Annotated in this window: 16 protein-coding genes; 4 read left to right on the top strand and 12 right to left on the bottom strand. The window is 55.2% G+C overall.

The window, feature by feature from the left end; genetic code table 11:
• Positions 1–13: 13 nt before the first annotated feature.
• The 12 genes from alaS to HMPREF1985_RS03750 all read right to left on the bottom strand — a co-directional run bounded on the left by alaS (position 14) and on the right by HMPREF1985_RS03750 (position 21,915).
• Positions 14–2,629 (bottom strand): alanine--tRNA ligase, encoded by a 2,616-nt coding sequence (alaS, locus tag HMPREF1985_RS03805; RefSeq protein ID WP_021771149.1) that lies wholly within the window; start codon positions 2,627–2,629, stop codon positions 14–16.
• Between the two features lie 131 nt (positions 2,630–2,760).
• A complete protein-coding gene (ruvX, locus tag HMPREF1985_RS03800; RefSeq protein ID WP_040636983.1) occupies positions 2,761–3,198 on the bottom strand; it encodes a Holliday junction resolvase RuvX in 438 nt (145 codons plus the stop codon).
• On the bottom strand, positions 3,195–3,446 hold the full coding sequence (locus HMPREF1985_RS03795) for an IreB family regulatory phosphoprotein (RefSeq protein ID WP_040636981.1): 252 nt from the start codon (positions 3,444–3,446) through the stop codon (positions 3,195–3,197). Before HMPREF1985_RS03795 ends, ruvX begins: the two co-directional genes overlap by 4 nt.
• 66 nt (positions 3,447–3,512) lie before the next feature.
• Complete coding sequence (locus HMPREF1985_RS03790) at positions 3,513–4,544, bottom strand: aspartate-semialdehyde dehydrogenase (protein WP_021771146.1); 1,032 nt, start codon at positions 4,542–4,544, stop codon at positions 3,513–3,515.
• Between the two features lie 71 nt (positions 4,545–4,615).
• Positions 4,616–5,407, bottom strand: a complete 792-nt coding sequence (gene dapB / locus HMPREF1985_RS03785; RefSeq protein ID WP_040636979.1) for a 4-hydroxy-tetrahydrodipicolinate reductase — start codon at positions 5,405–5,407, stop codon at positions 4,616–4,618.
• Between the two features lie 55 nt (positions 5,408–5,462).
• Positions 5,463–9,392, bottom strand: a complete 3,930-nt coding sequence (gene addA, locus HMPREF1985_RS03780; RefSeq protein ID WP_021771144.1) for a helicase-exonuclease AddAB subunit AddA — start codon at positions 9,390–9,392, stop codon at positions 5,463–5,465.
• Complete coding sequence (locus HMPREF1985_RS03775; protein ID WP_021771143.1) at positions 9,358–12,981, bottom strand: PD-(D/E)XK nuclease family protein; 3,624 nt, start codon at positions 12,979–12,981, stop codon at positions 9,358–9,360. The genes addA and HMPREF1985_RS03775 overlap by 35 nt, the downstream gene beginning before the upstream one ends.
• Before the next feature lie 25 nt (positions 12,982–13,006).
• Entirely contained in the window at positions 13,007–16,843 is a 3,837-nt protein-coding gene (locus tag HMPREF1985_RS03770; RefSeq protein WP_081695795.1) for a PolC-type DNA polymerase III, read from the bottom strand.
• Between the two features lie 21 nt (positions 16,844–16,864).
• Positions 16,865–17,476, bottom strand: a complete 612-nt coding sequence (locus HMPREF1985_RS03765) for a lytic transglycosylase domain-containing protein (RefSeq protein WP_021771141.1) — start codon at positions 17,474–17,476, stop codon at positions 16,865–16,867.
• A complete protein-coding gene (coaE, locus tag HMPREF1985_RS03760; RefSeq protein ID WP_021771140.1) occupies positions 17,460–18,065 on the bottom strand; it encodes a dephospho-CoA kinase in 606 nt (201 codons plus the stop codon). The genes HMPREF1985_RS03765 and coaE overlap by 17 nt, the downstream gene beginning before the upstream one ends.
• Before the next feature lie 36 nt (positions 18,066–18,101).
• Positions 18,102–20,708, bottom strand: a complete 2,607-nt coding sequence (polA, locus tag HMPREF1985_RS03755; RefSeq protein ID WP_021771139.1) for a DNA polymerase I — start codon at positions 20,706–20,708, stop codon at positions 18,102–18,104.
• 25 nt (positions 20,709–20,733) lie between these two features.
• Positions 20,734–21,915 carry a L,D-transpeptidase gene (locus HMPREF1985_RS03750; RefSeq protein ID WP_051349056.1) on the bottom strand — a complete coding sequence of 394 codons (1,182 nt, stop codon included), beginning with the start codon at positions 21,913–21,915 and terminating at the stop codon, positions 20,734–20,736.
• Positions 21,916–22,138: 223 nt separating this feature from the next.
• On the opposite strand from HMPREF1985_RS03750, the gene HMPREF1985_RS03745 reads away from it, so the two are divergent.
• From HMPREF1985_RS03745 to HMPREF1985_RS03730, 4 genes are all read left to right on the top strand, one after another.
• Positions 22,139–22,492 (top strand): ASCH domain-containing protein, encoded by a 354-nt coding sequence (locus HMPREF1985_RS03745; RefSeq protein ID WP_196805321.1) that lies wholly within the window; start codon positions 22,139–22,141, stop codon positions 22,490–22,492.
• A 119-nt stretch (positions 22,493–22,611) separates the two neighbouring features.
• Entirely contained in the window at positions 22,612–23,319 is a 708-nt protein-coding gene (locus HMPREF1985_RS03740) for an SIMPL domain-containing protein (protein ID WP_021771136.1), read from the top strand.
• Positions 23,320–23,359: 40 nt separating this feature from the next.
• A complete protein-coding gene (locus HMPREF1985_RS03735; protein ID WP_021771135.1) occupies positions 23,360–24,529 on the top strand; it encodes an acyltransferase in 1,170 nt (389 codons plus the stop codon).
• 11 nt (positions 24,530–24,540) lie between these two features.
• Positions 24,541–25,470 (top strand): metal ABC transporter substrate-binding protein, encoded by a 930-nt coding sequence (locus HMPREF1985_RS03730; protein ID WP_040636975.1) that lies wholly within the window; start codon positions 24,541–24,543, stop codon positions 25,468–25,470.
• Positions 25,471–25,484: the final 14 nt, after the last annotated feature.

The following is a 25,484-nucleotide window of genomic DNA, read 5'->3' as shown; positions in this document are numbered from 1 at the left end:
CTCTTCCTTCTGTTTATGCGAGCTGCGCCTGGATGGCTTGGACTGCCTTTTCAAGTGCCTGCGGAATTGCCGCTGGATTCTTGCCGCCTGCCTGTGCCATGTCGGGGCGGCCGCCGCCGCCGCCACTGACGACTGCTGCCGCCTCCTTGACTATCCTGCCTGCATGGATGCCTTTTGCAACAGCATCTTTCGATGCTTTGACGACAAGATTTGCCTTTTCGCCATTCGCGCAGGCGAGAACAATGATACCGCCCTCCATCTTCGTGAGCAAGAGATCGGCGACATCGCGAAGTGCGTCCATACCTTCTACATTCGCCTTGCCTGTTACGACGTGTACGCCTGCAATTTCTTGCATCGCCGTAAGAAGCTGCTGTGCATCCGCCTTTTCGTGCAACGCCTCGACTTCGGCGAGTTTCGCATCGGCTTCCTTCTTCTCTGCCCGCAATTTCTCGATCGCGCTCGGCACGCCCTCTTCATTCGTCCTAAGCTGAGCTGCTGCCTGCGCGAGAAGCATCATGCGCGCATTCGCATAGTCGAGCGCCGCCTTACCAGTCAGAGCCTCAATGCGGCGCACGCCAGATGCGATGCCCGTCTCGCTGATGATCTTGAACATGCCAATCTCTCCGACGTTCCGTACGTGTGAACCGGCACAGAGCTCCATTGAGAATCCAGGTACCTTAACGACGCGGACGACGTCGCCGTATTTCTCAGCGAAAAGTGCCATCGCACCAGCTTTTTTCGCCTCATTGAGAGTCATATGCTCGATTACAACGTCCTGCCCTTTCAGGATTTCCTCGTTGACGAGCGATTCGACATCTGCGAGCTGCTGTTCCGTGACAGGTTCAAAATTCGTAAAATCGAAGCGCAGGCGCTCTGGCGTGACCGAAGATCCCGCTTGATGGATCTGCGCACCGACGACCTTCTTGAGTGCCGCCTGCAAGAGATGCGTCGCCGTATGGTTACGTGCAGACGCGAGCTTCTTGACTTGGTCGACTTCGATCTTGACCGTCTCGCCGACGGAAAGCTGCCCCTCCTCGACATACGAAATGTGGTAGACCGTTCCATCGGGCAGCTTCTTTGCATTCGAAACCCTGATGTGGCCGAACGCGCTGACAAAGGTGCCTGCATCGCCGACCTGTCCGCCGCCTTCTGCGTAGAAGGGCGTCGTGCTCAGGATGATGCCTGCCTCTTCCCCATCCGTAATCGTATCGACAAGAACGCCGTCCTTCCAAATCGCGACGACTTTTGCCTCCGTCGCCTTCTCATCGAGCGTGAGTGCCGAGACATCGATCTTGGAGAGGTCTGGGACTGCGACGCGCTCATTCTTGACACGCGCGTTGCGTGCACGCGTGCGCTGCTCTTCCATCGCAGACTCGAACCCTTTCGAGTCAATTTCCATTTCATTCTCGTGTGCGATCTCTTCCGTGAGCTCCCAAGGGAAGCCAAACGTATCGTAAAGACGGAATACGACTTTTCCTGGAAGTTCCTTCCCACCCGCCTTCCGAACCGCTTCGATCTCGTGGTCAAGAAGTTCCATCCCCTGATTGAGCGTAGCAGCGAAACGGTCTTCCTCGAGCGAGATGACCTTTTTGATGTAGTCTGCCTTGTTGACGAGCTCCTCGAAGTCGCGCGCACCGCGGTAAATGCCGACAACCGCATCGACGGCCCCTTCGAGGAATTTCCCTTTGATGCCGAGCATGCGCCCATGGCGAATCGCGCGGCGCAGGATACGGCGAAGGACGTAACCGCGCCCCTCATTCGACGGAAGGATGCCGTCCATGATCATGATCGCCATCGAGCGCGCATGGTCGGCGATGACCTTTAGCGAGACGTCGCTCTTCTCGTCCTTCCCGTAGGAAAGCCCCGATACCTTTTCTGCATACTCGATGATCGGGTAGAGGAGGTCTGTCTCAAAGTTCGTCTGCTTCTTCTGCAAGACAGACGCGAGGCGTTCAAGACCACAGCCCGTATCGATGTTCTTATGTGCGAGGTTCTCGTACGACCCGTCTTCCTGGCGGTCGTACTGCGTAAAGACAAGATTCCAAATTTCAAGATAGCGATCACAATCGCAGCCGACGGCGCACGTCGGGCTGCCGCAGCCGCGCTCCTCGCCTAGATCAATGTATATCTCAGAGTCTGGCCCACACGGTCCGGGACCGATCTCCCAAAAATTATCATTGAGTTTGACGATGTGATCCCGTGGGAAGCCTGGCTGCGACTTCCAAATCTCGATGGCTTCTGTATCATCGGGGTAGACCGTGACCCAAAGCTTTTCCTTTGGCAGTTCGACGACTTCCGTCAGAAACTCCCATGCCCAAGGAATCGCCTCGCCCTTGAAATAATCGCCAAATGAAAAATTGCCGAGCATCTCAAAATACGTCTGATGGCGTGCCGTGCGACCGACGTTTTCGATGTCACCTGTGCGGACGCAGCGCTGGCTCGTCGTCACGCGCGTGCGGGGCGGCTTCATCTTGCCCGTAAAAAATGGCTTCAGTGGAGCCATGCCCGCACCGATCAAAAGGAGAGTCGGGTCATCCTGCGGGATGAGTGAGAAGCTCGGCAACCGAAGATGCCCCTTCTTTTCCGCGAAAAACTGCAAATACGCCTCGCGCAGCTCATTGCCACTCATGTACTTCAAACAAATCTACCTCCATAAAGGGAACCTCTTTCCTGTCCCTTGTTGTTCCAAACGGCAATACTCGAAGTATACCACAAAATACAATGCACCTACACCCATCTTACGGATATTGTGCATTTGCGTTACGATCCGATTCGATTTTCGGACGCATGGCGATCCATAAAGCCCTGCAGGATAAAGACCGCTGCCATCTTATCGATGACTTTTCTGCGCTTCCTGCGCGATACGTCCGCCGCGAGAAGCGATCGCTCTGCGCCTACTGTCGAAAGCCGTTCATCCCAAAAATGAATCGATGCGGTGGGAAACGCACGGCTGACCCTTTCCATAAATGCTTTGACGACCTCACAGCGCGGTCCTTCCGTGCCATTCATGTTCTTTGGCAGCCCGGAGACTAGATCCGTCACCTCGTACTCCCGGATAAGCTCACTGAGGCGCGTGAGATCCGCTTCAATGGATTTACGCCGTATTGTCTCCACACCCTGCGCTGTGATGCCGAGCAAGTCACTGACTGCAATGCCGATCGTCGCATCACCTACGTCGAGCGCCATATACCGCTTCACTTTTTGTTCTCCAAGTAGAATCGAACGAGTTCTTCCAGCAGTTCATCGCGTTCGAGTGCCCGGATCGTATTGCGGGCATCCTTATAGCTTGTCACGTAGGCAGGGTCGCCCGAAAGCAAGTAGCCAACAAGCTGATTGATGGGATTATACCCCTTCTCCTGCATGGCATCGCATGCCGCTCGGATGGTGCGTTCCGCTTTATTCTCATCCGTTCCGAATCGAAACATCATCGTCTCTTCGCCCGTCATCTCATTCCCTCCCATCCCATCACCAAGGAATACAGAACAGGCTCACCGCATGAGCCTGTTCATCGGTCAAATCATATCGTTTTGGATCATGTATTCTGCAATCTGCAGAGCATTAAGCGCTGCCCCTTTGCGAATCTGGTCGCCGCAGATCCAAAGGTTCAGACCGCTGTCAATCGAGTAATCCTTGCGGATCCTGCCAACTTCCACATCGTTCTTTCCCGACGTGAAGAGCGGCATCGGGTACTCCTGCTCCTCTGGATTATCCGTGACCATGACACCATCAAACGCCGCAAGTGCTTTTCTCGCCTCTTCAACGCTGACTTCGCGCTCGAATTCCACGTTCACCGATTCCGCATGGCTGCGGTAGACAGGAACGCGGATCGTCGTTGCCGTGATGCGCATCGAATCATCGCTCATGATCTTCTTGGTCTCGTCGATCATTTTCATTTCTTCCTTCGTATAAAGGTTGTCCTTGAATACATCGATCTGTGGGATGAGATTGAACGCGATCTGATAATGCTTGGCGAGCTTTGCGCCCGGCAGGATGTGCGCCTTGACCTCACGCCCCGCGACGATGTCTTGGACCTGCTGTTCAAGTTCTGCCATCGCTTCCTTGCCGCCGCCCGAAACGGCCTGATACGTCGATACGACGATGCGCTTGATCTTCGCGATATCGTAGAGTGGCTTAAGCGCCATGACCATGATGATCGTGGAACAATTCGGATTTGCGATGATGCCCTTGTGCGTCTTGATCGCATCCGGATTCACTTCCGGCACGACGAGCGGCACCTCGGGATCCATTCGGAACGTGCTCGAATTGTCGATGACGACAGCACCTGCTTTAACGGCAGCCGGAGCGAACTCCTTGCTCGCGGCACCGCCTGCGAATAGTGCGATATCGACGCCCTTGAAGGAATTCGTCGTCGCTTCCTCGACCGTGTAGTCCCTGCCCATAAACGGGATGATCTTGCCTGCACTGCGCTTCGAAGCGAGCATCTTGAGCTCTGCAAACGGGAACCTGCGCTCCTCAATCAGCATCAAGAACTCTTGTCCGACGGCACCCGTAGCGCCCAAAACAGCAACATTATACTTCTTCATTTGTAATCCTTCTTCGCTTCCATGAAACACGTCATTGATTCATCATCCCTGCCTTGGCGGGAAAGGTTTCCTCAATCGAGCAATTTTTCCAAACCGATCGTAAGCCCGGTGAGGCTGCACACCTTGCGCGCCGCGAGGACGACGCCTGGCATGAACGACTCCCGATTCATCGAGTCGTGGCGTATCGTGAGCGTTTGTCCGAGACCACCGAAGATGACTTCCTGATGTGCAACGTAGCCCGGAAGGCGCACGCTGTGGATGTGCATGCCTTCGTAGTCTGCACCGCGTGCACCCGCAATCTTCTCAAATTCATGGGGATTGCCTTGCTTATGTGCCTTGCGCACTTCGGCAATCATCTCCGCTGTCTGTACTGCCGTGCCAGACGGCGCATCCAGCTTCTTGTCATGGTGAAGCTCGATGATTTCAACGTCCGGCATATACTTTGCTGCCTGTCGCGCAAGCACCATGAGAAGAACGGCTCCGATTGCAAAATTCGGCGCAATGAAGGCAGGGGTCTCATTCTCCACACACGCATTTGCAATCACGCGCTTCTGCTCATCGGAAAGCCCCGTCGTCCCAACGACGGGCGAAACCTTGTGCTTCAGCGCCGCCATCACATTGGAAAAAACGGCATCCGGACGCGTGAAGTCAATCATGACATCCGGCTTCAGGTGCGCGAGGGCCGCCACGAGATCCGTCTCCACGCATATACCCGTTGCAGGAAGCCCCACAAGCGTTCCCGTGTCCGCTCCGCCGCGCACGTCTACAGCACCAACAAGCTGCAGTCCGTCTGCCTCCTGCACAGCCTTCAGAACCGCTTGTCCCATGCGCCCACAGGCACCGCTCACAATAACCTTCGTCAATCTACACGCCCCCCATAAAGCATAAATTACTCTTATTTTATAGCACCCGCTCGAATCATGTCAAGGCGTAGTTTCCCACTGACGGATCCATTCCCATCGAAATGAATGTACTGTATGGAAGCAAGTAGAGATAGCGTTCCGCAATCTTGCGCCCGAGGATTTCCTCAATGGATTCCGCATAGAGTGCAATCTGCACAGCATAACGATGGCGCAGCCGTGCTGCATCATTCGTCTGATCGGTCTTGTAGTCGAGGAGGACGAGCTGACCGTTTTCGTCCTCAAAGAGAACATCGAGAACACCTTGAATGAGCACGCGCTCCTTCGCATTCTCCACCGTATCAAAGAACCGCTTCGCCTGCACCATGCGCGAAAACGGGATCTCGCGCATGACGCGCACGGCACGGCACATGCGCTTTCCGATTGGTGAGCGCGCAAAGTCTGCGATCCCTTTGATGGATACCGCATTTTTATGTTCGAAGGGGATAATGCCGCGTTCCGCCATCCATTCGACCTGGTTTCGTACGCCTTCAAAACTCGTATCAGACGAAAGATCGAGATTCTGCATGACCGTATGCATGAGCGTACCGCGCTCCGTTGCCGAAAGGCCTTTTTCCCCCTGCAGGAAGCGAGGACGCTGCCATTCCGTCTGCTTTTCGGGCAGGGTAAAAGGTGCTGGCACGGATTTATCCCCCGCATCGAGCAGGGAAAAACGCCGCTTGATTTCACTGACCGTGAGCTTCGCGGGGACATCTGCGAGCCCGTGCATCGCATAGCGGAAATTCAACCTCTCCTCCACCCAATCGCGTGCAGGAGAGGCTGGAAGTGGCTTCTCCTCGCGAACGGCACGCATGAGCGCGTTCGCCGTGTCCTCCGCGACTACAGCCTTCCTGACGTCATGCTCTGCGACAAGGGTCAGCGCAAAATGCGCCTTTTCCTTCATCGCACCGCCTGCATGCCACTCATTCACGCCTCCCGCTTCACGCAGGAGTGCCCCGTCCGCATGACGTGCGAGGGCAGGCAGGATCCAATCGAGATAGGTGTTTGCGCTGCGCACCATGTCCGCAGGAAGCCGCTCATTGGGGCAATTCGCCGTCCGACACCATTTCGCCGCATTCGCCTCCCACTTTTTTTCGCTCATGCTTCCGACGAGAATGAGCTTTTCACGTGCGCGCGTCATGGCGACGTAGAGGATACGCATCTCCTCTGCCTTTGTCTCCGCCGTGATCTTCGCTGCGACGGCACGCCACGAAAGCGTCGTGTAGCGTTGCCTGCCTTCTTTCGTCTGCTCGATGAGCTTCGGTGCGATTCCAAGCTCCTTATGTAGGAGAAATGTGCCCTGCGCGTCCTGCAAATTAAACTTTTTGCCCATGTCAGCGAGGATGACAACGGGAAACTCAAGCCCTTTGCTCCTATGAATGCTCATGATGCGCACGACGTCTTCGTCGGAACCGAGCGCACGCGCTGAAGCAAGATCCGTATTGCGCTTCTTGAGATTGTCGATGTAGCGCAAAAAGCGAAAGAGCCCGCGATAATTCGTCTTTTCATAGTCCGCCGCCCGACTGGCGAGCATGCGTAAGTTTGCTTGCCGCAAGACTCCGCCGTGCAGGCTTCCGACGTAATCGTAATAGCCCGTATCACGATAGAGCTTCCATATAAGCTCCGGCACACTATGGCGCATCGCGTACGTCCGCCATGCGGCAAGCTGCTCCTGAAACGCTGCCGCGCGTGCAGCGAGTCCCCCCTCGAGCCTGGAATCGGCGCCGAAGCTCGCGAGAAGTGCATCATAAAGATCGCCAACCGCACAGAGGCGGAGCTTCGCAAGCTCCTCCATCGAAAACCCGCCGATCGGCGAGACGAGTATTGCTGCGAGCGGGATGTCCTGACGTGTATTGTCGAGAATCGTGAGAAGTGCGAGCATGAGCCGCACCTCGGTTACCTCAAAATAACCGCCGTCCGCATCTGAATAAGCGTCAATTCCATTTTCTTGCAGCGTGCGCAGAAGAACGCCCTCCTTTCCCTTTGTGGCGCGCAGGAGAACGGAAATATCGCGAAGGGCAAGCGGACGATAGCCGCCCACTTCACCGAGATCCTTGTCGTAGACGACATACCCTTCTTCCATAAGCGATGCGATACGATCAGCTATATGCTGCGCTTCAAGCGCAAAGCCGGCGAGATCTTCCACATGCCCTGCACCTGTCCAACTTACATCCGATCTGCTCTGCTCATCGGCATCGATTTCGGGCACTGCTGCATCATGACCGGCATCTTCCGTCTCTTCAAGGATCAAATCCAGTTCGACGGGACCTGCAAGACTGTGCGCATGCGGCGGGTACTTGAACCCCGCCCGCAGGCGGCTCCTCTCGTCGTAATCAATTTCCGCCACATCGCGGCGCATGACTTGGTCAAAGATGAAGTTGATCGGCATGAGGACGTCGGCACGGCTGCGAAAATTCTCGCGCATCGTGATGAGTTGGTCACGGGTTACCGCCTCCAGTTCTTCCGGATACGCATCGTACTTTTTTTGAAAGAGTGCGGGATCGGCGAGGCGAAAGCGATAGATGCTCTGCTTGACGTCCCCAACCGTGAATCGATTCGTCTCACGCGCGATGAGATCCAGGATCGCCTCCTGCACACTGTTCGTATCCTGATACTCATCGACCATGATGACGGCGTATTTCGCCTGAAGCTCACGTGCGACTTCCGAGCGCACGCATTCCATCGCTTCATTCGTTCGTTCTCCCGCCAAGAGTTTCTGCATCGCTTCAGAATCCGCGCAGAGAATCGCAAGTGCACCATGCTCCAAATCGTTGAAATCGAGGATATTCTGTTCCCGTTTTGCTGCTTGGTACGCATCGATAAACGAAGCGGTGAGACGCGCGTAAGCGCGAACCGTTCTGCCCGTGAGACAAATATGCGCACGCACCTCCTCTTCCGTTTCCGTGAAGTATTTTTTCTTCGCGTCTTCAAGCAATTGCTTTGCCGCATCGCGCCGGGCATCAAACACATTGCGAAGCGTCTCAAAGTCCTGTTTGAACGGCGCGTATTTCTTGCTCGCTTTTAGCGTGGTGATCTTAGCGCCCTGCATCGCCGCGTGGACATTGTCCCAGCTTTTAGCCGTGCGCGATTCTCGTGCAGCTAAAAGTACGGCACGCACGGATTCAACCGTTCCGGTCTGTACGTCCAGCCATTCGCGATAAGGCTTCCATGCCGAAAGGAGCGACGCGTCCGATTCCGTTTCTCGGACGATCTGGCAGTCCGAATATGCCGCAAGACAGGAATCGAGCCTTGCAAGTGCTTCATCTGCCATGATCTTGGTCCATGGGCTATCCCATATAGAGCGGTCTTCTTCCCATGCGTAACGCGCCTGCTGCGCGGAAATCCAAGCCTTTGGAAAGGGCTGGCTCTGCGCAAATTTGTAGAGCCTGAGCACGGCATCGTAGACATTCTGATCGCCCTTCTCGTTGCCGTAGGCATCGACAAAGCCCAAGAACTCCTGCCACGCCAAACGCGCTTCTTCCTCCTCCGGTTCACAATATGCCTCTTCAAAGAGGCGTTCGAGTACGTCCTGCTGCAAGAGCGAGACTTCCTGATCAGAAGCGAGACGAAATTGGGGATCGACATCGATCGATTCGATATGTGCACGTATGACCTGCTGGCAAAATGCGTGGAACGTGCAGATCGAAGCGCCTGTAAGCAAAATCATCTGGCGTTCGATGCGCTCAGCGCGTTTTCCGCTCTTTCCTTCCCGCATCTCACGCTCAAGCTCGCGTTCAAGCGCCTTTTCAATGCGCTCGCGCATCTCCGTCGCCGCAGCATTCGTAAAGGTGACGACAAGCATTTCCTCAATGCTGCAGTCACCGCTTAGAATCTGCTTGATGATGCGGTCGACGAGCACGCTCGTCTTGCCGGAGCCTGCCGCCGCCGCGACGAGGATATTGCGTCCCCGCGTATCAATCGCCCTTTGCTGCGCTTGTGTGTACCGCATCACGCAAATCCTCCCTTCCCGTCCGCTCGATCATCTTGCGCTCGATCCTCGCATCGCTTTCTTTTTCGATATCGCGGTACGCATAGCCCGCAAGATTCAGATCGAAACCGCATACATCCGCATAAGGACAAAACGCACAGGCGTTTTTCTGACCCTCGCGATAAGGACGAATCCGAATATCGCCGTCTAAGATCGCCTTCCCCGTATCGCGAAGAATGCAATCGACATACGCCATCATGAGTTCAAATTCTTTTTGCGTGCGAATGTAGCCGCTGTCCTTGCTCGTCTTCGTAAATCCGCCATCGGACTTCTTGACCGAAGGCTTTATAAAGGCAAACGAAGAATCGATCGCCTTCGCAACCTCAATATCAGCAAGGACCCACCCTGGCATGCGAAGTGCCGCTTTGATCTTATCGGCGAGCTGCCCTGCACTTAGCCGCTTGTTTCCCGCATCGACAATCGGATTCCGTACGAGCGAGTAGAGCATGCCCGCAGGGATACGGTCATCTCCTTTTTGATGCAGCAGAATCTGTCCGACCATCATGTAGACGAGGAGCTGCAGCCTCAGCCCGTAGTAAACCTCGAATAAATTGATGGCAGCAGCGCCCGTCTTGTAATCGATGATGAGGAAATACCGGTCACTTGTATGAAGATCGAGCCGGTCGATCTGCCCCTTAAAGGAAAGCGCATATCCTTCGCCCAATTGCAGCGGCGTAAGCTGCACGCTGTCGCTCGCATGTCCGAACGGCTCTTCAAAGAAAGCAGGCTGAAACCGGGAAAACGCTGCCCACGCCGAGAGATGGCTCACCGTTCGCTCCGCCGTCGCGCGAATGCGCTGTTTCAGATGGCGGTAATTGTCACGGCTCAGCAATATCTCGCTTTGGAGACGCGGCGTGAGCGTATCGACGAGCGCACCACAGAGTGCGCTGCGCTTTTCTTCAGGCACGGCTGCCCAGTCGTTTTGATACGACGTCCTGACGACCTCGCTGTAAGCGCGCAGCACCGCATGAAGGAGCTTTCCGAGATCCATCTCACGAAACTGATACATCTGCCTCTCCATGAGTTTCAGACCATACGCGGCAAAGTGAGAAAATGGGCACTGATGGAATTTTTCAAACTGCGTGACGCTTCCGCTAAGCACACCGCGCGGTGCGAATAGTTCCTCAGCGAGCTTCGCGGGAAGCTGCTCATCCCGCGCTGTAGCAAAAAGTCCGGCGATCACGAGGTGCAGGGGTCTTGCAAGCTCTTTTTGCTCCCGCGCCCAGTTGTAGACATCACGCCAAAAAGCAGGCATGCCTTCGCCTGCAGCTTCCGATCCCTCCGCCCTCTGCTCCTTCTGTCCGCGCAAAGCACGTGCAAGGCTTGAAAGCGCAGGACGCGGCGCGGCGAGTTGGAGATCATCGCGGCGCGCGATGGTCTCCAAGCCAACGGAGAGCGTGCGCACGTCATTTGGAAGAAGCATCTGCATCTTCTTGACGATAGCAGCACGCATGAGACCATTTCCCTCTCCATCTGCCAGTGCATTCGATACCCATAAGTATTCGCGTGGCAGGGTGAAGGCATGGTAGAGCAAAAACTTCTCTCCAAAGCTGCTCTCCTGCCTGCCGCGCGAAATTTCGCGTTTCGGTGCACCGCTCTTTTGCGCTTTCAAAAATGCATCGGCAATATGCAGACGGTCTGCATCCGTCAAAAGCCCTTTTTCGCAGACACGGCGCGGCATCGTATTGCTCTCCGCCCCGATAATGTACAGCCCTCGTATATTTTCCATGCTGTTTTGATCAAACGAGGCGACTGTCACATAGTCGAGTCCAGGCGGAACCAAGGCAATCTCAAGCGCATCGAGCCCATCGGAAAGAAGTGCGCCGTAATCCGCGAGCGTAATCCCCTCGTCTCCGCTAATCTCTACGAGCTGATCAAAGAGTTCGATGGTATTCGCCCAGACCTGCCGGTTCTCCGCCGCATCAGCGAGCCTGCCGTCCGCTTCCGCCTGTTCTGTCCATTCGTCAAGCCGTTCGGGAACCCCCAGCGAGATGAGGAGTGCATAAAGCGCTTCCGTGATACAACGCACATTGCGAGTGCGCTCATCGCAGCCTGTTCGGATCGCGTGCTCGAAAGCGCAAAGCGCTTCTGCCGCCTGCCTGCGCATTCCGTCAATCTGTGCGAGCGCTTCCGCACGAGCATCGTCGACGCGGTCCTCGCCTTCGAGCGAGAAGCGACGATGCCAGCTCCAAGATTCTTCCTGCTGCCAGCGCTTCCTGCCTCGGATGCCAAACTCCAAGACGTAATTTTCAAGCCTGTCCACATCCTCGCGAACGAGCGGCGAAAAACCAGCCCGCAGATAACGAAAGACCGTCTCGTACGACCAGTTCTTCGTCACGACATCGAGTGCGGATCGCATGAGCTCTGCGAGCGGATGGTGCATGATCGGTCGCTTGCTGTCCGCAAAGAACGCAATACCGTACTCCTCAAACACGAGCGGGATAAGCCCGTCGTAAGCATCGTGGTCGCGCACGAGCACGCCGATGTCGCGGTAGCGCCAGCCTGATTCGCGGACGAGGCGCAGAATATCCGCCGCGACACACTCGACCTCGATGCGACGATTTGCCATCTCGGCAAGGCACACGCCCGCCTTTTCCGCAATCGGTTCTGCCCCGAGCCGAAAGAGTTTCTGCTCAAGTGCAGGAAGTGCCGTTCCTTTCGCATAGCGCCGTGCCTGCCCAAGCAAGCGGACAAGAATCGTTCTGCACGCACCAAACTCCTTGTGAGCCATGGCGAGGACAGACTGATACGTGCAATAAGAGCGATGGAAAAGACCAGCCTCCTGTTCATTTTCAGGCAATCGCAAGAAGACTTTTCCCTGTGCGTCCAAAACGCCCGCCATCGGAAGCGCGATATGCACCGAAGACGCCGTAGCGAGAATCTCACGCAGCACTTCCATCTCCTGCGGATTGAAGAATAGAAATCCATCGAGCCATACTTCCGCGCCTTTCATGATAGCGGCACGCGGCAGGACGCCGGCAAGCGCTTCCATCATGTCCTCGGAATCCGTTGCCTTCCCCGCCATTGCCGCATCGAATTCTTCGGAAAGGAGTGCCATATCGCGCAGCTTGCCCGCAAGCTTTTCCTGCCCTGAAAGGCTCTCTGCCGTATCGCGAAGAACGCCGCTCGTGATGCGATAGCTCTTGCATTCCTTGATGATGGCGGATAGGCTTTCCGTAAAGCCGCGTCGACGAACAGCGCGTCCGAACACGGCAAGATCCTTTTTCTTGGCATGATGGGAAAGAATTTGACGTAGGAGAATACGCCGACCGACCTCACTGATGCGCGTCACAGAAAGAGCTCCCGTCTCCATGAGCACGTAGCGAGCAAAGCGGCGGAATCCAAATACATAGCCGCGCAGAAATCCATGCCCGCGCGAAACGCGCGCGGCAAGTGCACGCTCCGCCTTGTACGTCATGTGCTCCGGCAGGAGCAAAATGAGTGGTGTGCCAAGAGGCTGCGCTGCCATGCGCTCGCACATATCGGATAAACACGCCTCCGTTTTGCCCGTGCCGGCACGCCCGACAATGAATTCGATTTTGGCAACCATGGTGCTCCTTCACTCTTTTTTCCGTTCAGACGAACAGTGCAATCTGATCGTCCTCGCCCATGCCCTCCAAGCAGCCGTGATCGCGCAGGATTTCGATGTTTGTCTTCGAAATGCCCGAACGGCGTCGGAGATCCTCTATCGAGGTAAACACCCCGGAGCGACGCGCCTCTACGATGTTCTGTGCTGCCTTTGCCCCCATGCCCGAAAGGGAACTGAGCGGCGGCAGCAGCGCATCGTCGAGAAGGATGAACTTCTCTGCATCTGACTCGTAGAGATCGACGTTCTCACAGTGGTAGCCGCGCAGATACATTTCCCATGCGAGCTGCAGGACAATGAGCGTATCGTTCTGCTTTTGGTCGAGCTTCTTCTCCTTCGCCATCGATTCGAGTGCTTCAATCCTTTCCTTGATGAAGTCCTTGCCGCGTGCGATGACATTTGCATCGAACGCGTCAGCGCGAATCGAAAAGTACGCCGCGTAATACGCGAGCGGATAATGCACCTTGCAGAATGCGATGCGGAACGCCATCATGACGTAGGCCGTCGCATGTGCGCGCGGGAACAGATACTTGATCTTCTGGCACGACTCGATGAACCACTCGGGGATGCCGCCCTTTCTAAGCGCCTCTACGACTTCCGGCGCAATGCCTTTGCCCTTTCGCACGTTTTCCATTGTCTTGAATGCGAGGAGCGGCTCAATGCCATTGTGTGCGAGATACATCATGATATCGTCACGCGCCGAAATCGCGTTTTTAATCGTACACTGTCCACCACGAATGAGATCCTGCGCATTGCCGAGCCAAACATCCGTACCGTGTGAGAAACCCGATATGCGCACGAGATCCGAAAACGCATCCGGATTTGTGTCGTCGATCATCTGACGCGTAAACGGCGTGCGGAACTCCGGTATGCCGAATGTCCCAGACGTCGCGCCAAGCTCTTCCGGCGTAACGCCGAGTGCTCCCGTCGAGTTGAAAATCGACATCGTCGCCGCGTCGTCGAACGGAATCGTCTTCGGATCGCGGTGCGTGATATCCTCAAGCATCTTGATGACTGTCGGATCATCGTGCCCGAGAATATCGAGTTTGACGAGACGGCTGCTGATGGAGTGATAATCGAAATGCGTCGTGATCGTGCCACAATCCATCTTATTGGCAGGATGTTGGATCGGCGTGAAGAAGTGGATGTCCATATTGCGCGGCACAACCATGATTCCAGCAGGATGCTGCCCAGTCGTACTTTTGACGCCCATGCAGCCATGCGCGATCCTGTCGATGTATGAGGCATGCTTGCGCACACCCTTTTCTTCGAAGAACTTTTTGACGTAACCGTATGCGGTTTTATCGGCAACCGTCTGGATCGAGCCTGCGCGGTAGACGTTGTCCTTGCCGAACAGCACCTCCGTGTACTTGTGCGCAACGGGCTGGTACGTTCCCGAAAAGTTGAGGTCGATATCCGGAACCTTATCGCCATCGAAGCCGAGGAATACGGCAAACGGGATATCGTGTCCATCCTTGATGAGCGGCGTGCCGCAGACGGGGCACTCCTTGTCCGGAAGGTCATAGCCTGAGCCGTAAGACCCGTCTTCAATGAACTTGCTGTACTGGCAATGCGGGCAGCGCCAATGCGGCGGAAGCGGATTGACCTCCGTGATGCCCGTCATCGTCGCGATGAAAGAAGAGCCGACCGAACCACGCGAGCCGACGAGGTATCCGTCGTCATTCGACTTCTTGACGAGGCGCTGCGCAATGAGGTAAAGCACGGAAAAGCCGTGTCCGATGATCGGCTTCAGTTCCTGCTCAAGGCGCACCTCGACAACCTTCGGCAGATTCTCGCCGTACATATCGCGCGCCTTGCGGTACGACATCGTGCGGATCACATCGTCGGCACCCGGAATCATCGGCGAGTAGAGATCGTCCGGTATCGGCTTGAAGCGCTCGATCATATCACTGATTTTACGTGGATTCGTCACGACGGCCTCGTACGCCGCCTCTTCGCCGAGATAGGCGAACTCCTTGAGCATCTCCTCCGTCGTCCGCAAGAAGAGCGGCGGCTGCAGCTCAGCGTCTTCAAATCCTTTGCCCTTCATGAGAATTGCACGGTAAATGCTATCTTCCTCATTGAGAAAATGGACGTCGCACGTCGCGACGAGCATCTTGCCGAGTTTCTTTGCAAGTGCCGCAACCTTTAGGTTGATGGCCGTTAGGTCTGCGTCCGTATGGATATGCGGGAACTTTTCACTCCGTTTCAGGAAGTCGTTATTGTGAATCGGCTGAATCTCCAAGTAATCGTAGAAGCCCGCAATATCAAGCAGCGTCTCGTCACTCTGTCCGTCGACGATCGCGCGGATGAGCTCACCAGCCTCACAGGCAGAGCCGATGAGAATATCCTTGCGGTACTCCGCAACGATCTTCTTCGGCAGACGCGGCTGGCGATAGTAGTATTTGAGATGCGAAAGCGATACCATCTGATAGAGATTGCGAAGGCCATTCGGATTCTTCGCTAGGAAGATGATGTGATTCGCACGCTTCTGTGCGTAATCTTCGCCGACGAGATATCCTTCCATGCCGTAGATGATCTTGATGCCGTTCTTGCATCCCTTGAGTGCCTTTGCCGCATCGGGGAATGCCTGCACGACACCGTGATCGGTGATCGCGATCGATGGCCATCCCCAGCGATCCGCTGTCTGAATGAGATCCTCGACAGAAACGACCGCGTCCATGCTGCTCATCTTCGTGTGTGCATGGAGTTCCACGCGCTTTACTCCAGCACGATCCTCACGCGTCTTCTTTTCCTTCTCGGCAAGACTGTCGACGAAGAGCACGTACTCATTCATGTAGCTGTCGAAGCGCACCGAACCGCGGACGCGTACCTCCATGCCTTCTTTGAGCTTGCCGACGATCTCATCAAAGTCCTCATCCTCGCCCGCCTTTCCACGTTTCGGCTTGAAAAACTTTTTGCAGGCGATGCCATCCGTATCATCGGTGAGGCAGAATGCGAGGAGTTTCGATCCCGTTTGGAACTCGTTCGTCTTGATGCCGGATTTCGCACCCGTTCCGATCCTTCCTTCCAGGATGACATTCTTCGTCTCGCCGTCAAGACTGTCAATCTTGTGCGCCTCGCCCATGACACCGCGTCCAAAAATGAGGTTTCCCGTGCTCTGCACGACGATGGGCTTGCTTAAATCGTCGTATTCTGCCTTCTTTTGCTCAGACGCAGATGTGCTCGTCTTTTGGTGCACAGCAGGAACAGCCGCCTTATCGCTTGCAGCTTCCTTTTTCGCTGCTACGAGATGGGGACGCATGCGTACAGGGCCACGCGCTGCCGGTGCTTCCTTTTCCCCGAGCGTTTCGAGCACTTCCTCACTCGCACTGCACTCGACGGTACAGCGATAGCCAAGCGTTTCCTTTAGTGCCTGCTCCATGCGTGAAACGACGGCGTGCGCATAAATGATCTCGGAACCCAGTTCACCTGGCACGGAAAGCGTGAGCGCACCGCCGTCTACCACGTAACGCGAGCGCTTCAGCAACTCATATACCGTATGATTGTCCTCTGCCACACGCTCAATGACCGAATCCCAAACGCGCGGAAGCGCGTCCTCGACATTGATGACGTCTTGATAGAAAACGACTTCGTCAAGGGCGCACTTCTTCCGTATCTGCTCGGATGCCTGTGTCAATAGATCCTTCGGGATAAGACTCGGCGACGTCAGCACGACCTCCCAACGATTTTCGCGCGTGCTGACCTCGACATGGCGAATTACGCCATTCCTGAGCAGCGTGCGCTCCGCATCATCGAGATGCATTCCCTTAATGAGCTCCCAAAAGAGATGCGCATTTTGAGGAACAATCCGATACTTCTGCATGACAGTCATCCTTTCTGCCCCTTACGGGTACAAGGATTCATAGTGTTGTTTCGTTTCGAGTACACGCTGGACGTATTCGCGCGTCTCCGTGTAAGGAATTGCGGCCGCATCCGCAAAGTCGTATCCCCAATCATACCGCTTCATCCATTCGTGCACGTTGCCGCGGCCTGCATTGTAAGCGGCAAGCGCTAGGCAATCATTGCCATGGAATTCCTGCTCCAAGGAATGGAGGTACCATATCCCAAAACCAATATTGCGCTCCGGCTCATGAAGTGCATCGACAGACTCCCCATACGATTCGTCGCCTACCTGTTCCGCGATCCACAATGCCGTGTCAGGCATGAGCTGCATGAGCCCGACGGCGCCGCGATGCGAATGTGCCTCACACTTGAACTTGCTCTCCGTCCAAATCACCGCTGCAGCGAGTGCGCTGTCGACTTGATACTTCGCGGCATACGATTCGACGAGCTCGCGGTGCGGATAAGGATAAAGCCATGCACGCTGCATAGCGGGAAGCCGCATGACGGCAAAAACGGCAAGCACGATGCCGAAGAAGCCCGCCAGGAGCACGATGCACGCCTTGCGCCTCGCGACGCGGCGCCTTTGCGCTACGCGCTCACGGAAGCTGCCCATGGACGCGCTCCTCCCATATAGCTTCAAACTGCGCCGCAAGCTCGTCTGGCGTGCCGGAATTATCGAGGATGACATCGGCGCGCACGCGCTTTTCATCGAGTGGCATCTGTGCCGCAATGCGCGCACGCGCCTCCTCCTCTTCATTCCCTTCGCGAGCCATGAGCCTAGCGAGCTGCACGGCAGGCGGCACGTAGACGAGCCAAACCTCATCGACGAGACGATCCCAGCCCACTTCGTAGAGGAGCGGCACATCAAATACAACGACGCGCTCTTTGCGCCGTAACGCCTCATGCATCTCGCTTTGCGCCTCCGCTTGAATGAGCGGATGACACGTCGCATCGATCCATGCTTTCTCCTTTGGCCGGTCAAATACGAATCTGCCGATACGCCGCCGATCCATTGTGCCGTCAGGCAAAAAAAACGAAAAAGGAAAATGCTGGACGAACGCGCGATGAATCGAGCCGCCCGGCACAGAGAGGCGCTTCGCGATGGCGTCCGCATCGATCACGCGGGCGCCCTTTGCCCGAATCATGTGGGAAACCGTGCTCTTGCCGCTCGCAATCCCGCCGGTAAGCCCTATCGTCTGCATAGATACTTCCTTCCCCAATATAAGTGGACAAACGGATCACTTTGCCTCTGCCCAATTCTTTCCCCAATGGATATCGATCGTAAGCGGAACCGAAAGCTTCACGATATGTTCCATGGCGGTCTTCAAAATATCCTGTACGAGCTCGAGTTCATCCGACACGACTTCGAGCAGGAGTTCATCGTGTACCTGCAGCAGGATACGGCTCTTCGTTCCCGCTTCATGCAGTTTTTTTTCTGCTTCGATCATCGCGAGCTTGATGATGTCTGCCGCCGTGCCTTGGATAGGCGTATTCATCGCCATGCGTTCCGCAAGGGCACGCTGATTGAAATTACGGCTCTTGATCCCAGGCAGTTCGCGCCTTCTTCCGAGCATCGTCGTGACGAAGCCATTCGCATGCGCTTCGCCTACCATGTGGTCCATAAAGGAGCGGATGCCGGGATAGCGCGCGAAGTAACGCGCAATGTAATCCCCCGCTTCCTTGCGCGAAATATGAAGATCGCGCGCGAGACCATAGTCGCTGATGCCGTAAACGATGCCGAAATTGACCGCCTTCGCTTTGCGGCGAAGCTCCGGCGTCACCGCTTCCATTGGCACGCCGAAGACCTCCGATGCCGTATGGGCATGGACATCATAATCGTGGCGGAACGCGTCGATGAAATTCGCGTCGCCTGACAGATGCGCGAGAATCCGAAGCTCGATCTGCGAATAGTCAGCAGAGAGCAGGAAATCATATCCTTCGCCCGGCTCAAAGAGCGCGCGGATCGTGCGCCCCTCCTCTGTCCGCACGGGAATATTTTGGAGATTCGGCTCAGAACTTGAGAGCCTGCCCGTTGCTGTCGTCGTCTGATTAAAGCGCGTATGAATGCGTCCCGTCTTCACGCGAATGAGGGGCGCGCTCCCATCGAGATACGTCGATTTAAGCTTGCTCCAAAGACGATACGCGAGAATCTTTTCGATAATCGGATGCTTCGTGCGCAGCGACTCCAACACTTCGGCATTCGTCGAGTAACCCGTCTTCGTCTTCTTGAGCGGTGTCAGCCCGAGCTCTTCGAATAGGACGGTGCCGAGCTGCTTGGGGGAATTGACGTTGAACTCCCTGCCCGCCGCCTCGTATATCTCTTGCTCCATCGCATGAATGTGTGCTGCCACGCGCTCTGTCTCCGCCTCTAAATGCTCGCGGTTGACATAGATGCCGCGCTGCTCAAGTGCGGAAAGCACGCGTGCGAGCGGGAGTTCCACTTTTGTAAACAGGTCTTCCAAGTTTTTTTTCGCGAGTGCCCTTTGAAGCAGCGGATAGAGTTTCCGCAGTGTCCGCGCCTCCCATGCGGCGCGATGTGCCGAATCCTGAAACGTCTCTTGCACGAAAACATTCGGTGCATAGGTGTGAAGGAGCTGCCCAAGCGTATAATCGCCGCGCTCCGGGCTAAGCAAGTATCCTGCGAGCATGGCATCAAACGGAAGGCGTGCGGGGGAAAAGCCCGCATGCGCGTACTGCTTGAAGTCGAGCAGGCAAACGGAATCCGACGCCGACAATGCTGTCATAAGTGGCACCCACGCCGTATCATCGCGCGCAATAAAGCCGACTTCACCGTCCTCCGCCGCTATCGCGACCGCAACCCCCTGCATCGTTTCAAAAGGATGATCGCCTTCCCATACGGCAGAAATCGCGCAGTGTGTTTCCCTTTCTATGCGTGCGATATCCCGCTCCGACCACGCGATGAACGCATCGGAAAGCGTTTCTTCTTCCGCTGCCATCGCGTCCTCAGATACCACGTGGAACGATTTCACGAAATTTTTCCAAACCATGTGAAGTTCGTATCGATCACAGAACGACTTCATGGCTGCCGCATTGGGGTGGAGCGCGTACGCTTCTGCCTCGAAGTGCATATCAGGAACAGCGATCTCAATCGTAGCGAGCTCCTTGGATAGCATCGCCTGCGCCTGATACGTCACGAGATTCTCATGCAGCTTTTTCCCCGAAATCTCTTCGAGATGCGCAAATACGGACTCAATGCTTCCGTACTCGACGAGAAGCTTGCCCGCTGTCTTCGGCCCGATGCCAGGAACGCCTGGTATGTTGTCCGACGTATCGCCCATGAGTCCTTTAAGGTCGACGAGGCGAATCGGCGCAAAGCCGTATTCTTCCTGAAATGCTGCCTCATCGTACGCTGCAAGCTCCGTAATACCCTTTTTCGTCAGCATGACGCGAAGATTTGGGCGTATGAGCTGCAGCGCATCGCGGTCGCCCGTAACGACAAGAACATCGAATCCCTGTGCCGCTGCCTGCGTCGCAAGTGTTCCGATGATATCATCCGCCTCGTAACGATCCTTTTCGAGGAACGGGATGCCGTAATGGGCACAGAAGTCCTTTAGAAGCACAACCTGCGAGAGGAGATCTTCCGGCGTCTTATCGCGCGTTCCCTTGTAGTCTGCATAACGTTCCGTCCGAAACGTATGACGGCTCTTGTCAAAAGCAAGAGCCATCAAATCGGGTTTGAGGTCAGAGAGGAGACGCGTGAGCATATTGGAAAAACCGAGTATAGCTCCCGTCGGCTGTCCTTGTGCGCTTGTCATAGGCGGCAGCGCATAAAACGCACGAAAGATGAGGCTGCTCCCATCGAGCACTACAAAACGCTTTTTCATCGGTCACGCCACCTCGCTCTCTTTTTTATTTCTTCTGCTTTGCAGTGCCCTTCGTCTGATCAGCAGAAGACGTCGTCTGATCCTTGCCTGCCTTTACGGCCTCCTGTGTGTTCGCCTTCGGCGCAACTGTCATACCATCATCGACGACTGGCGCAAGTGCCGAAGCCGTTTTCTTGAGGTCGAACCTCCCGTCCTTATCGACTCCGCCGTCCACGCGGAAGAGCGTGCTTACATCATCTGCATTGCAGTACAGGACATCTTTTTTTTCGTAGCCGACTGCTTCGCCGTACGAACTCACGAGAACCTTCTCGGCAGGTTTCCAGCCGAGCGAAATCTGTACCGCTTCCGCGAGATCAACGGCGGGCAGGTACGTGATTCCGTCCTGGATGACCGCCTTGCCCTTCGTCTTCGTCCCGTTGACATAGAGCGGATAGACCCTGGCAACGTACGTCGGCTCTCCGTCCGAGTTCGCAATCTTCTTCTCGATATCTTCCGTGCTCACGAAATCATCGACGCCGTAGCCCGCGAGCCAACGCTCTACGTCCTTGACCGTCAAGTTCTGCCAGCCGTATCCGTCCGGATAAATGTAATAAACGATCTGATTGTCATCTATCTTCTCAACGACGACGCGGTTGTAGGTGATATCGACGGGTGTTCCCGGCTCAACGAGATCGTAAAGTGCTTCGACATCCTTTTCTCGCATGCGGATGCAGCCATTGGAAACGTACTGACCGACGGAATCCGGCTTGTTCGTGCCATGGATGCCGTAGTTACCGTAAATCTGCATCCAGCGATAGCCGAGCGGGTTCTCCTCTCCAGACGGGATCGAAAACTCCGGATCGGATGGATCGATCCAAGTTGGATTGATCTCCTTCGTCATGATCTTATAGTAGCCCGTAGGCGTAGGCGTCGAAGGTTTCCCCACCCCGATCGGATAGAGGCGAATCTTCTTGCCGTCGCGGAAAAGCGCGAGCGAACAAGCCGCGAGATTGATGTCGATGCGCTGGTTGAGCGCCGCCTTTTCCGTATCTGCCTTCGTCTCTGCTTTAGAGAAAGCCGTCGCCGCCTGCTGCGAAAACGCTTTGTCAGGCCCCTGCGAAACGACGACCATATCGGACTGTCCCTCCGCCGCAAAAGCCATCCCCGCCGTTCCCGCCGCAAGCACCGCTGCAAGCATCCCTGCACAAACCGTTTTCCATAAATCCATCGCCAATTACTTCCTTTCAATAAGCATAAAATAAGTTCATTTACATGCTTTCCATACTATCACCTCGGCGCGTTTTTTGCAATCAAAACAGATGGGAAAAGACCCCCGCGAAAACACATAAAAATAGCCAATCAATCTATGAAATACGGCAGGATTATCGGATATGAAAATCGAAATAGCAGCAAGAAGAGTTATTCGTCTTATTGCACAGGAGAAACGCATGATGATGGCATTAAACTTTCAAGCAGCCAAACACAAAAAAATGCTCATAGAGCGCACGAAAAACTGCACCGTCCGCCTCGGCGACGTCAGTGCGCAATTCCCTGAAAACTCTATCGTATGGGTCACGACGGGCGTGAAGGGAGAGCCAAAGCACAAGCTCTACACCGCATTCCTCGACAAAGTGCGCGTCAAGACGATGGGTACGCTGACGAGCAGCGACCTCGGCCATCAGAATCCCGAAATCAACTCCCGCGAAGAGCTCATCGAAGACTTCGAACGCATCTACAGGCGCCGTATCCTCATGGAAGATGTCGTCACAGTAATCTACTTCACCGAAGTGCACGAAGACCTCTGAGCACTGAGCGCCGTGCATACGGGATAGTGGGTAAATTTCCTGTAGTGCCATGTTTAGTGCCATGTCTTAAGATGCAGTGTATCATAGCATGAAAATATTCTTATAGAAAGGACTCCGTCATGAAAAAATATATCGTATTCCTTCTGCTCTTGATTGCCCTATCGTCACAGGCTTTTGCCGCATCCGCTGTCCCTTCTGCCGATCCGCCGATCCTCTCGGTGGAGGGGCGGGGCGAAAGCGCGGCTTACCCCGATATGGCGGCTATATCCGTCGGTGTCATGAGTGAAAACGAAAATGCCGCCTCCGCGCAGAATGAAAATGCGAAGCGCACGAAAGAAGTGCTCGCTGCCATGGAAAACCTCGGCATCCAAAGGAAGGATCTCGCGACGAGCGATTACACCTTCTACCCGATGACAGCTTCGGACGAAAACGACCGCAGCACACGGATAAGCTACGTCGTGCGCAACTCCGTCACGGTCACGGTACACGACCTGAATGCGGTGGGCGGCGTCATCGATGCAGCCCTCGCGAACGGAGCCAACGAGATCCACTCGCTCGAATTTCTCTCGTGCGACACGAGCAAGGCGCGTGACCAAGCGATGCTTCACGCTGTAAAGGATGCGCGGGAAAAGGCGAATACGATCGCAAAGGACGTCGGCATGCACGTCATCGGTATCAAGTCCATCAGCGAGAGCACGAACGGCGCCATCTCACGTCCCCTTACGGGCGATCTCGCGATGGCGTCCAAGCATGCAGCGACTCCTATTGAAGCCGGCAATCTCACAGTCACGGCAACCGTCCGTATCGACTTCATCCTCGGCGCGTAAATACGTCTCACAATGATCGTAAAAGGAGATTGCACGTTCCATGCAAGAACAGCCTGCAAATGAACCCCTGCACCCCACACCACGCAAACCACGGCTCGCTGCCATCGAGTACATCCGCGGCATCTCCATGACGGGCGTCATCGGCATTCACGTCGGATCTCAGTACATCATGAACCCTGCCTCGAACATTCACCTCATTGCCCTCTTCGAAATTGTCACGCGTTTCAGCGTGCCGATTTTCTTCTTCATTTCCGCCTTTGGTCTCTTCTACAACCTCGACCTTCATAAGCCGTTCTCGTATCGCGCATTTCTCTCGCGTCGTTTCAAGACGGTTCTCATCCCCTATCTCGTTTGGTCGATCTTCTACCTCATCCATGATGCGATTCTCTACGGATCGGGACTGCCTTCTCCCTTCCGTCTGGCAGGCGTGCTTTTCTTCGGTGTCGCAAAATATCAGCTTTACTTTTTGGTGCTCCTCACTTGGTTCTACCTTGCAATGCCGCTTTGGATTCGGATCATACGCCATACAAACAAGGCGTTCCTGCTCGCACTGCTCCTCTTTCAGCTCGCATTCGACTACTGGTCGAGTTTCTCCGTTCCGTTCAATACATTCGTTTACGCTCTGCCAGACACCTCACTGCTTAAGCCACTTCTCATGTATCGGCTCAACTACTGGATCCTGCACTACGTCTTCATCTTCTTGCTCGGCGGTCATCTCGCTGTGCACATCGATGCCTTCCACGCACTCATGCAGCGGGCGCGCGGCAGGATCACGCTCTTCTTTTGGGGTTCGCTCGCTTGCCTTCTCGCCTTTTACTACCATCTTATCCTCGCACAAGGCTACACGCCGATTGAAGCAATCAATACGGCGCATCAGCTATGCCCTGCAGGCATCTTCTACACGATTGCTGCATCACTCTTCTTCTTTACGATTTTCACCTACCAACGCTATCCAAAATGCCTGAATCCTATCCTGCATCAGCTCGGCCGCCATTCCTACTTTGCCTATCTTGCCCACCCTCTCGCCATCACGTATCTCGCACTCCTCATGGCGCATACGCACAGCACCATGACTGCCCCGCTCGCCATCCTCTTCTACGTGGCGACCCTGCTGCTTGCCGTAGGTACGGCAGCCATTTTCAGGCAAGTCGGAACGGTTTTCCCGTGGCTGAACAAACTGACGATTGGCACTTACTCAACGAAACGATAAGGAGACTTACCATGACCACAACACACATCCCCCGCTTCCTATCCTGCCTGATTGCCCTGCTGTCTGCTGTGCTGCTGCTCGCAGGATGCGGTGCATCCAATGGCACGAACCGTACATCAAGCAGCACGGAAAAAGGCGATACATTCCATATCGTCACCTCATTCTACCCGATGTACATCGCTACGATCAACATCACACAAGGCATCGACGGCGTCACGGTCACGAATATGACAAAGCCGCAGACGGGCTGCCTGCACGACTACCAGCTCACGATTGAGGACATGAAAACCCTTGAGACGGCTGATGCATTCGTCGTGAATGGAGCTGGCATGGAAAGCTTCCTCGACAAGGCCATGCAGCAGAAGAAGAACCTTCGCATCATCGATGCCTCAAAGGGCATCGAACTCCTGCAGGAGGACGGCGAGGAAAACCCGCATGTCTGGCTCAGCGTCACAGCGGCAATCGAGCAAGTCAAAAACATCACCGCGCAGCTTCAGGCAGCAGACCCCAAGCACGCCGATGCATACGAGGCGAACAGCAAGGCCTACCTGGAAAAGCTCGAAGCACTCAAGCAGGAAATGCACGCGACACTCGACGGCGTCCCACACAAGGACATCGTGACCTTCCACGAGGCATTCCCTTACTTCGCAAAGGAATTTGGACTGAATATCATCAGCGTCATCGAACGCGAGCCCGGCACCGAGCCAACACCGACCGAGCTTGAACAGACCATCGCACAGGTAAACGCACTGCCCGTCAAGGTGCTCTTCACCGAACCGCAGTATTCGCCGAGTGCCGCCGAAACCATCGCGCGCGAGACGGGTGCCAAAATCTACACGCTCGACCCCGTCGTCACCGGCGAGGCAAACGAAAGCGCCCGCGATGCGTATCTCACGACCATGCGCGAGAACATGCGGACGCTGAAAACGGCACTTCAATAAACGAACATCGATCC

Origin of the sequence: Mitsuokella sp. oral taxon 131 str. W9106, from assembly GCF_000469545.1 — a bacterium.
Lineage (GTDB): Bacteria > Bacillota > Negativicutes > Selenomonadales > Selenomonadaceae > AWVT01.
The sequence above is the reverse complement of the archived record's forward strand: the minus strand, read 5'-3'. Positions and strand labels throughout refer to the sequence as shown.

What these genes read in the sequence shown, in the direction of transcription:
- alaS (WP_021771149.1), bottom strand. Translation starts at nt 2,629, where the DNA reads ATGAGTGGCAATGAGCTGCGCGAGGCGTATTTGCAGTTTTTCGCGGAA.
- HMPREF1985_RS03795 (WP_040636981.1), bottom strand. Translation starts at nt 3,446, where the DNA reads ATGACGGGCGAAGAGACGATGATGTTTCGATTCGGAACGGATGAGAAT.
- HMPREF1985_RS03790 (WP_021771146.1), bottom strand. Translation starts at nt 4,544, where the DNA reads ATGAAGAAGTATAATGTTGCTGTTTTGGGCGCTACGGGTGCCGTCGGA.
- addA (WP_021771144.1), bottom strand. Translation starts at nt 9,392, where the DNA reads ATGCGGTACACACAAGCGCAGCAAAGGGCGATTGATACGCGGGGACGC.
- HMPREF1985_RS03775 (WP_021771143.1), bottom strand. Translation starts at nt 12,981, where the DNA reads ATGGTTGCCAAAATCGAATTCATTGTCGGGCGTGCCGGCACGGGCAAA.
- HMPREF1985_RS03770 (WP_081695795.1), bottom strand. Translation starts at nt 16,843, where the DNA reads ATGCAGAAGTATCGGATTGTTCCTCAAAATGCGCATCTCTTTTGGGAG.
- HMPREF1985_RS03765 (WP_021771141.1), bottom strand. Translation starts at nt 17,476, where the DNA reads ATGGGCAGCTTCCGTGAGCGCGTAGCGCAAAGGCGCCGCGTCGCGAGG.
- coaE (WP_021771140.1), bottom strand. Translation starts at nt 18,065, where the DNA reads ATGCAGACGATAGGGCTTACCGGCGGGATTGCGAGCGGCAAGAGCACG.
- polA (WP_021771139.1), bottom strand. Translation starts at nt 20,708, where the DNA reads ATGAAAAAGCGTTTTGTAGTGCTCGATGGGAGCAGCCTCATCTTTCGT.
- HMPREF1985_RS03750 (WP_051349056.1), bottom strand. Translation starts at nt 21,915, where the DNA reads ATGGATTTATGGAAAACGGTTTGTGCAGGGATGCTTGCAGCGGTGCTT.
- HMPREF1985_RS03745 (WP_196805321.1), top strand. Translation starts at nt 22,139, where the DNA reads ATGATGGCATTAAACTTTCAAGCAGCCAAACACAAAAAAATGCTCATA.
- HMPREF1985_RS03740 (WP_021771136.1), top strand. Translation starts at nt 22,612, where the DNA reads ATGAAAAAATATATCGTATTCCTTCTGCTCTTGATTGCCCTATCGTCA.
- HMPREF1985_RS03735 (WP_021771135.1), top strand. Translation starts at nt 23,360, where the DNA reads ATGCAAGAACAGCCTGCAAATGAACCCCTGCACCCCACACCACGCAAA.
- HMPREF1985_RS03730 (WP_040636975.1), top strand. Translation starts at nt 24,541, where the DNA reads ATGACCACAACACACATCCCCCGCTTCCTATCCTGCCTGATTGCCCTG.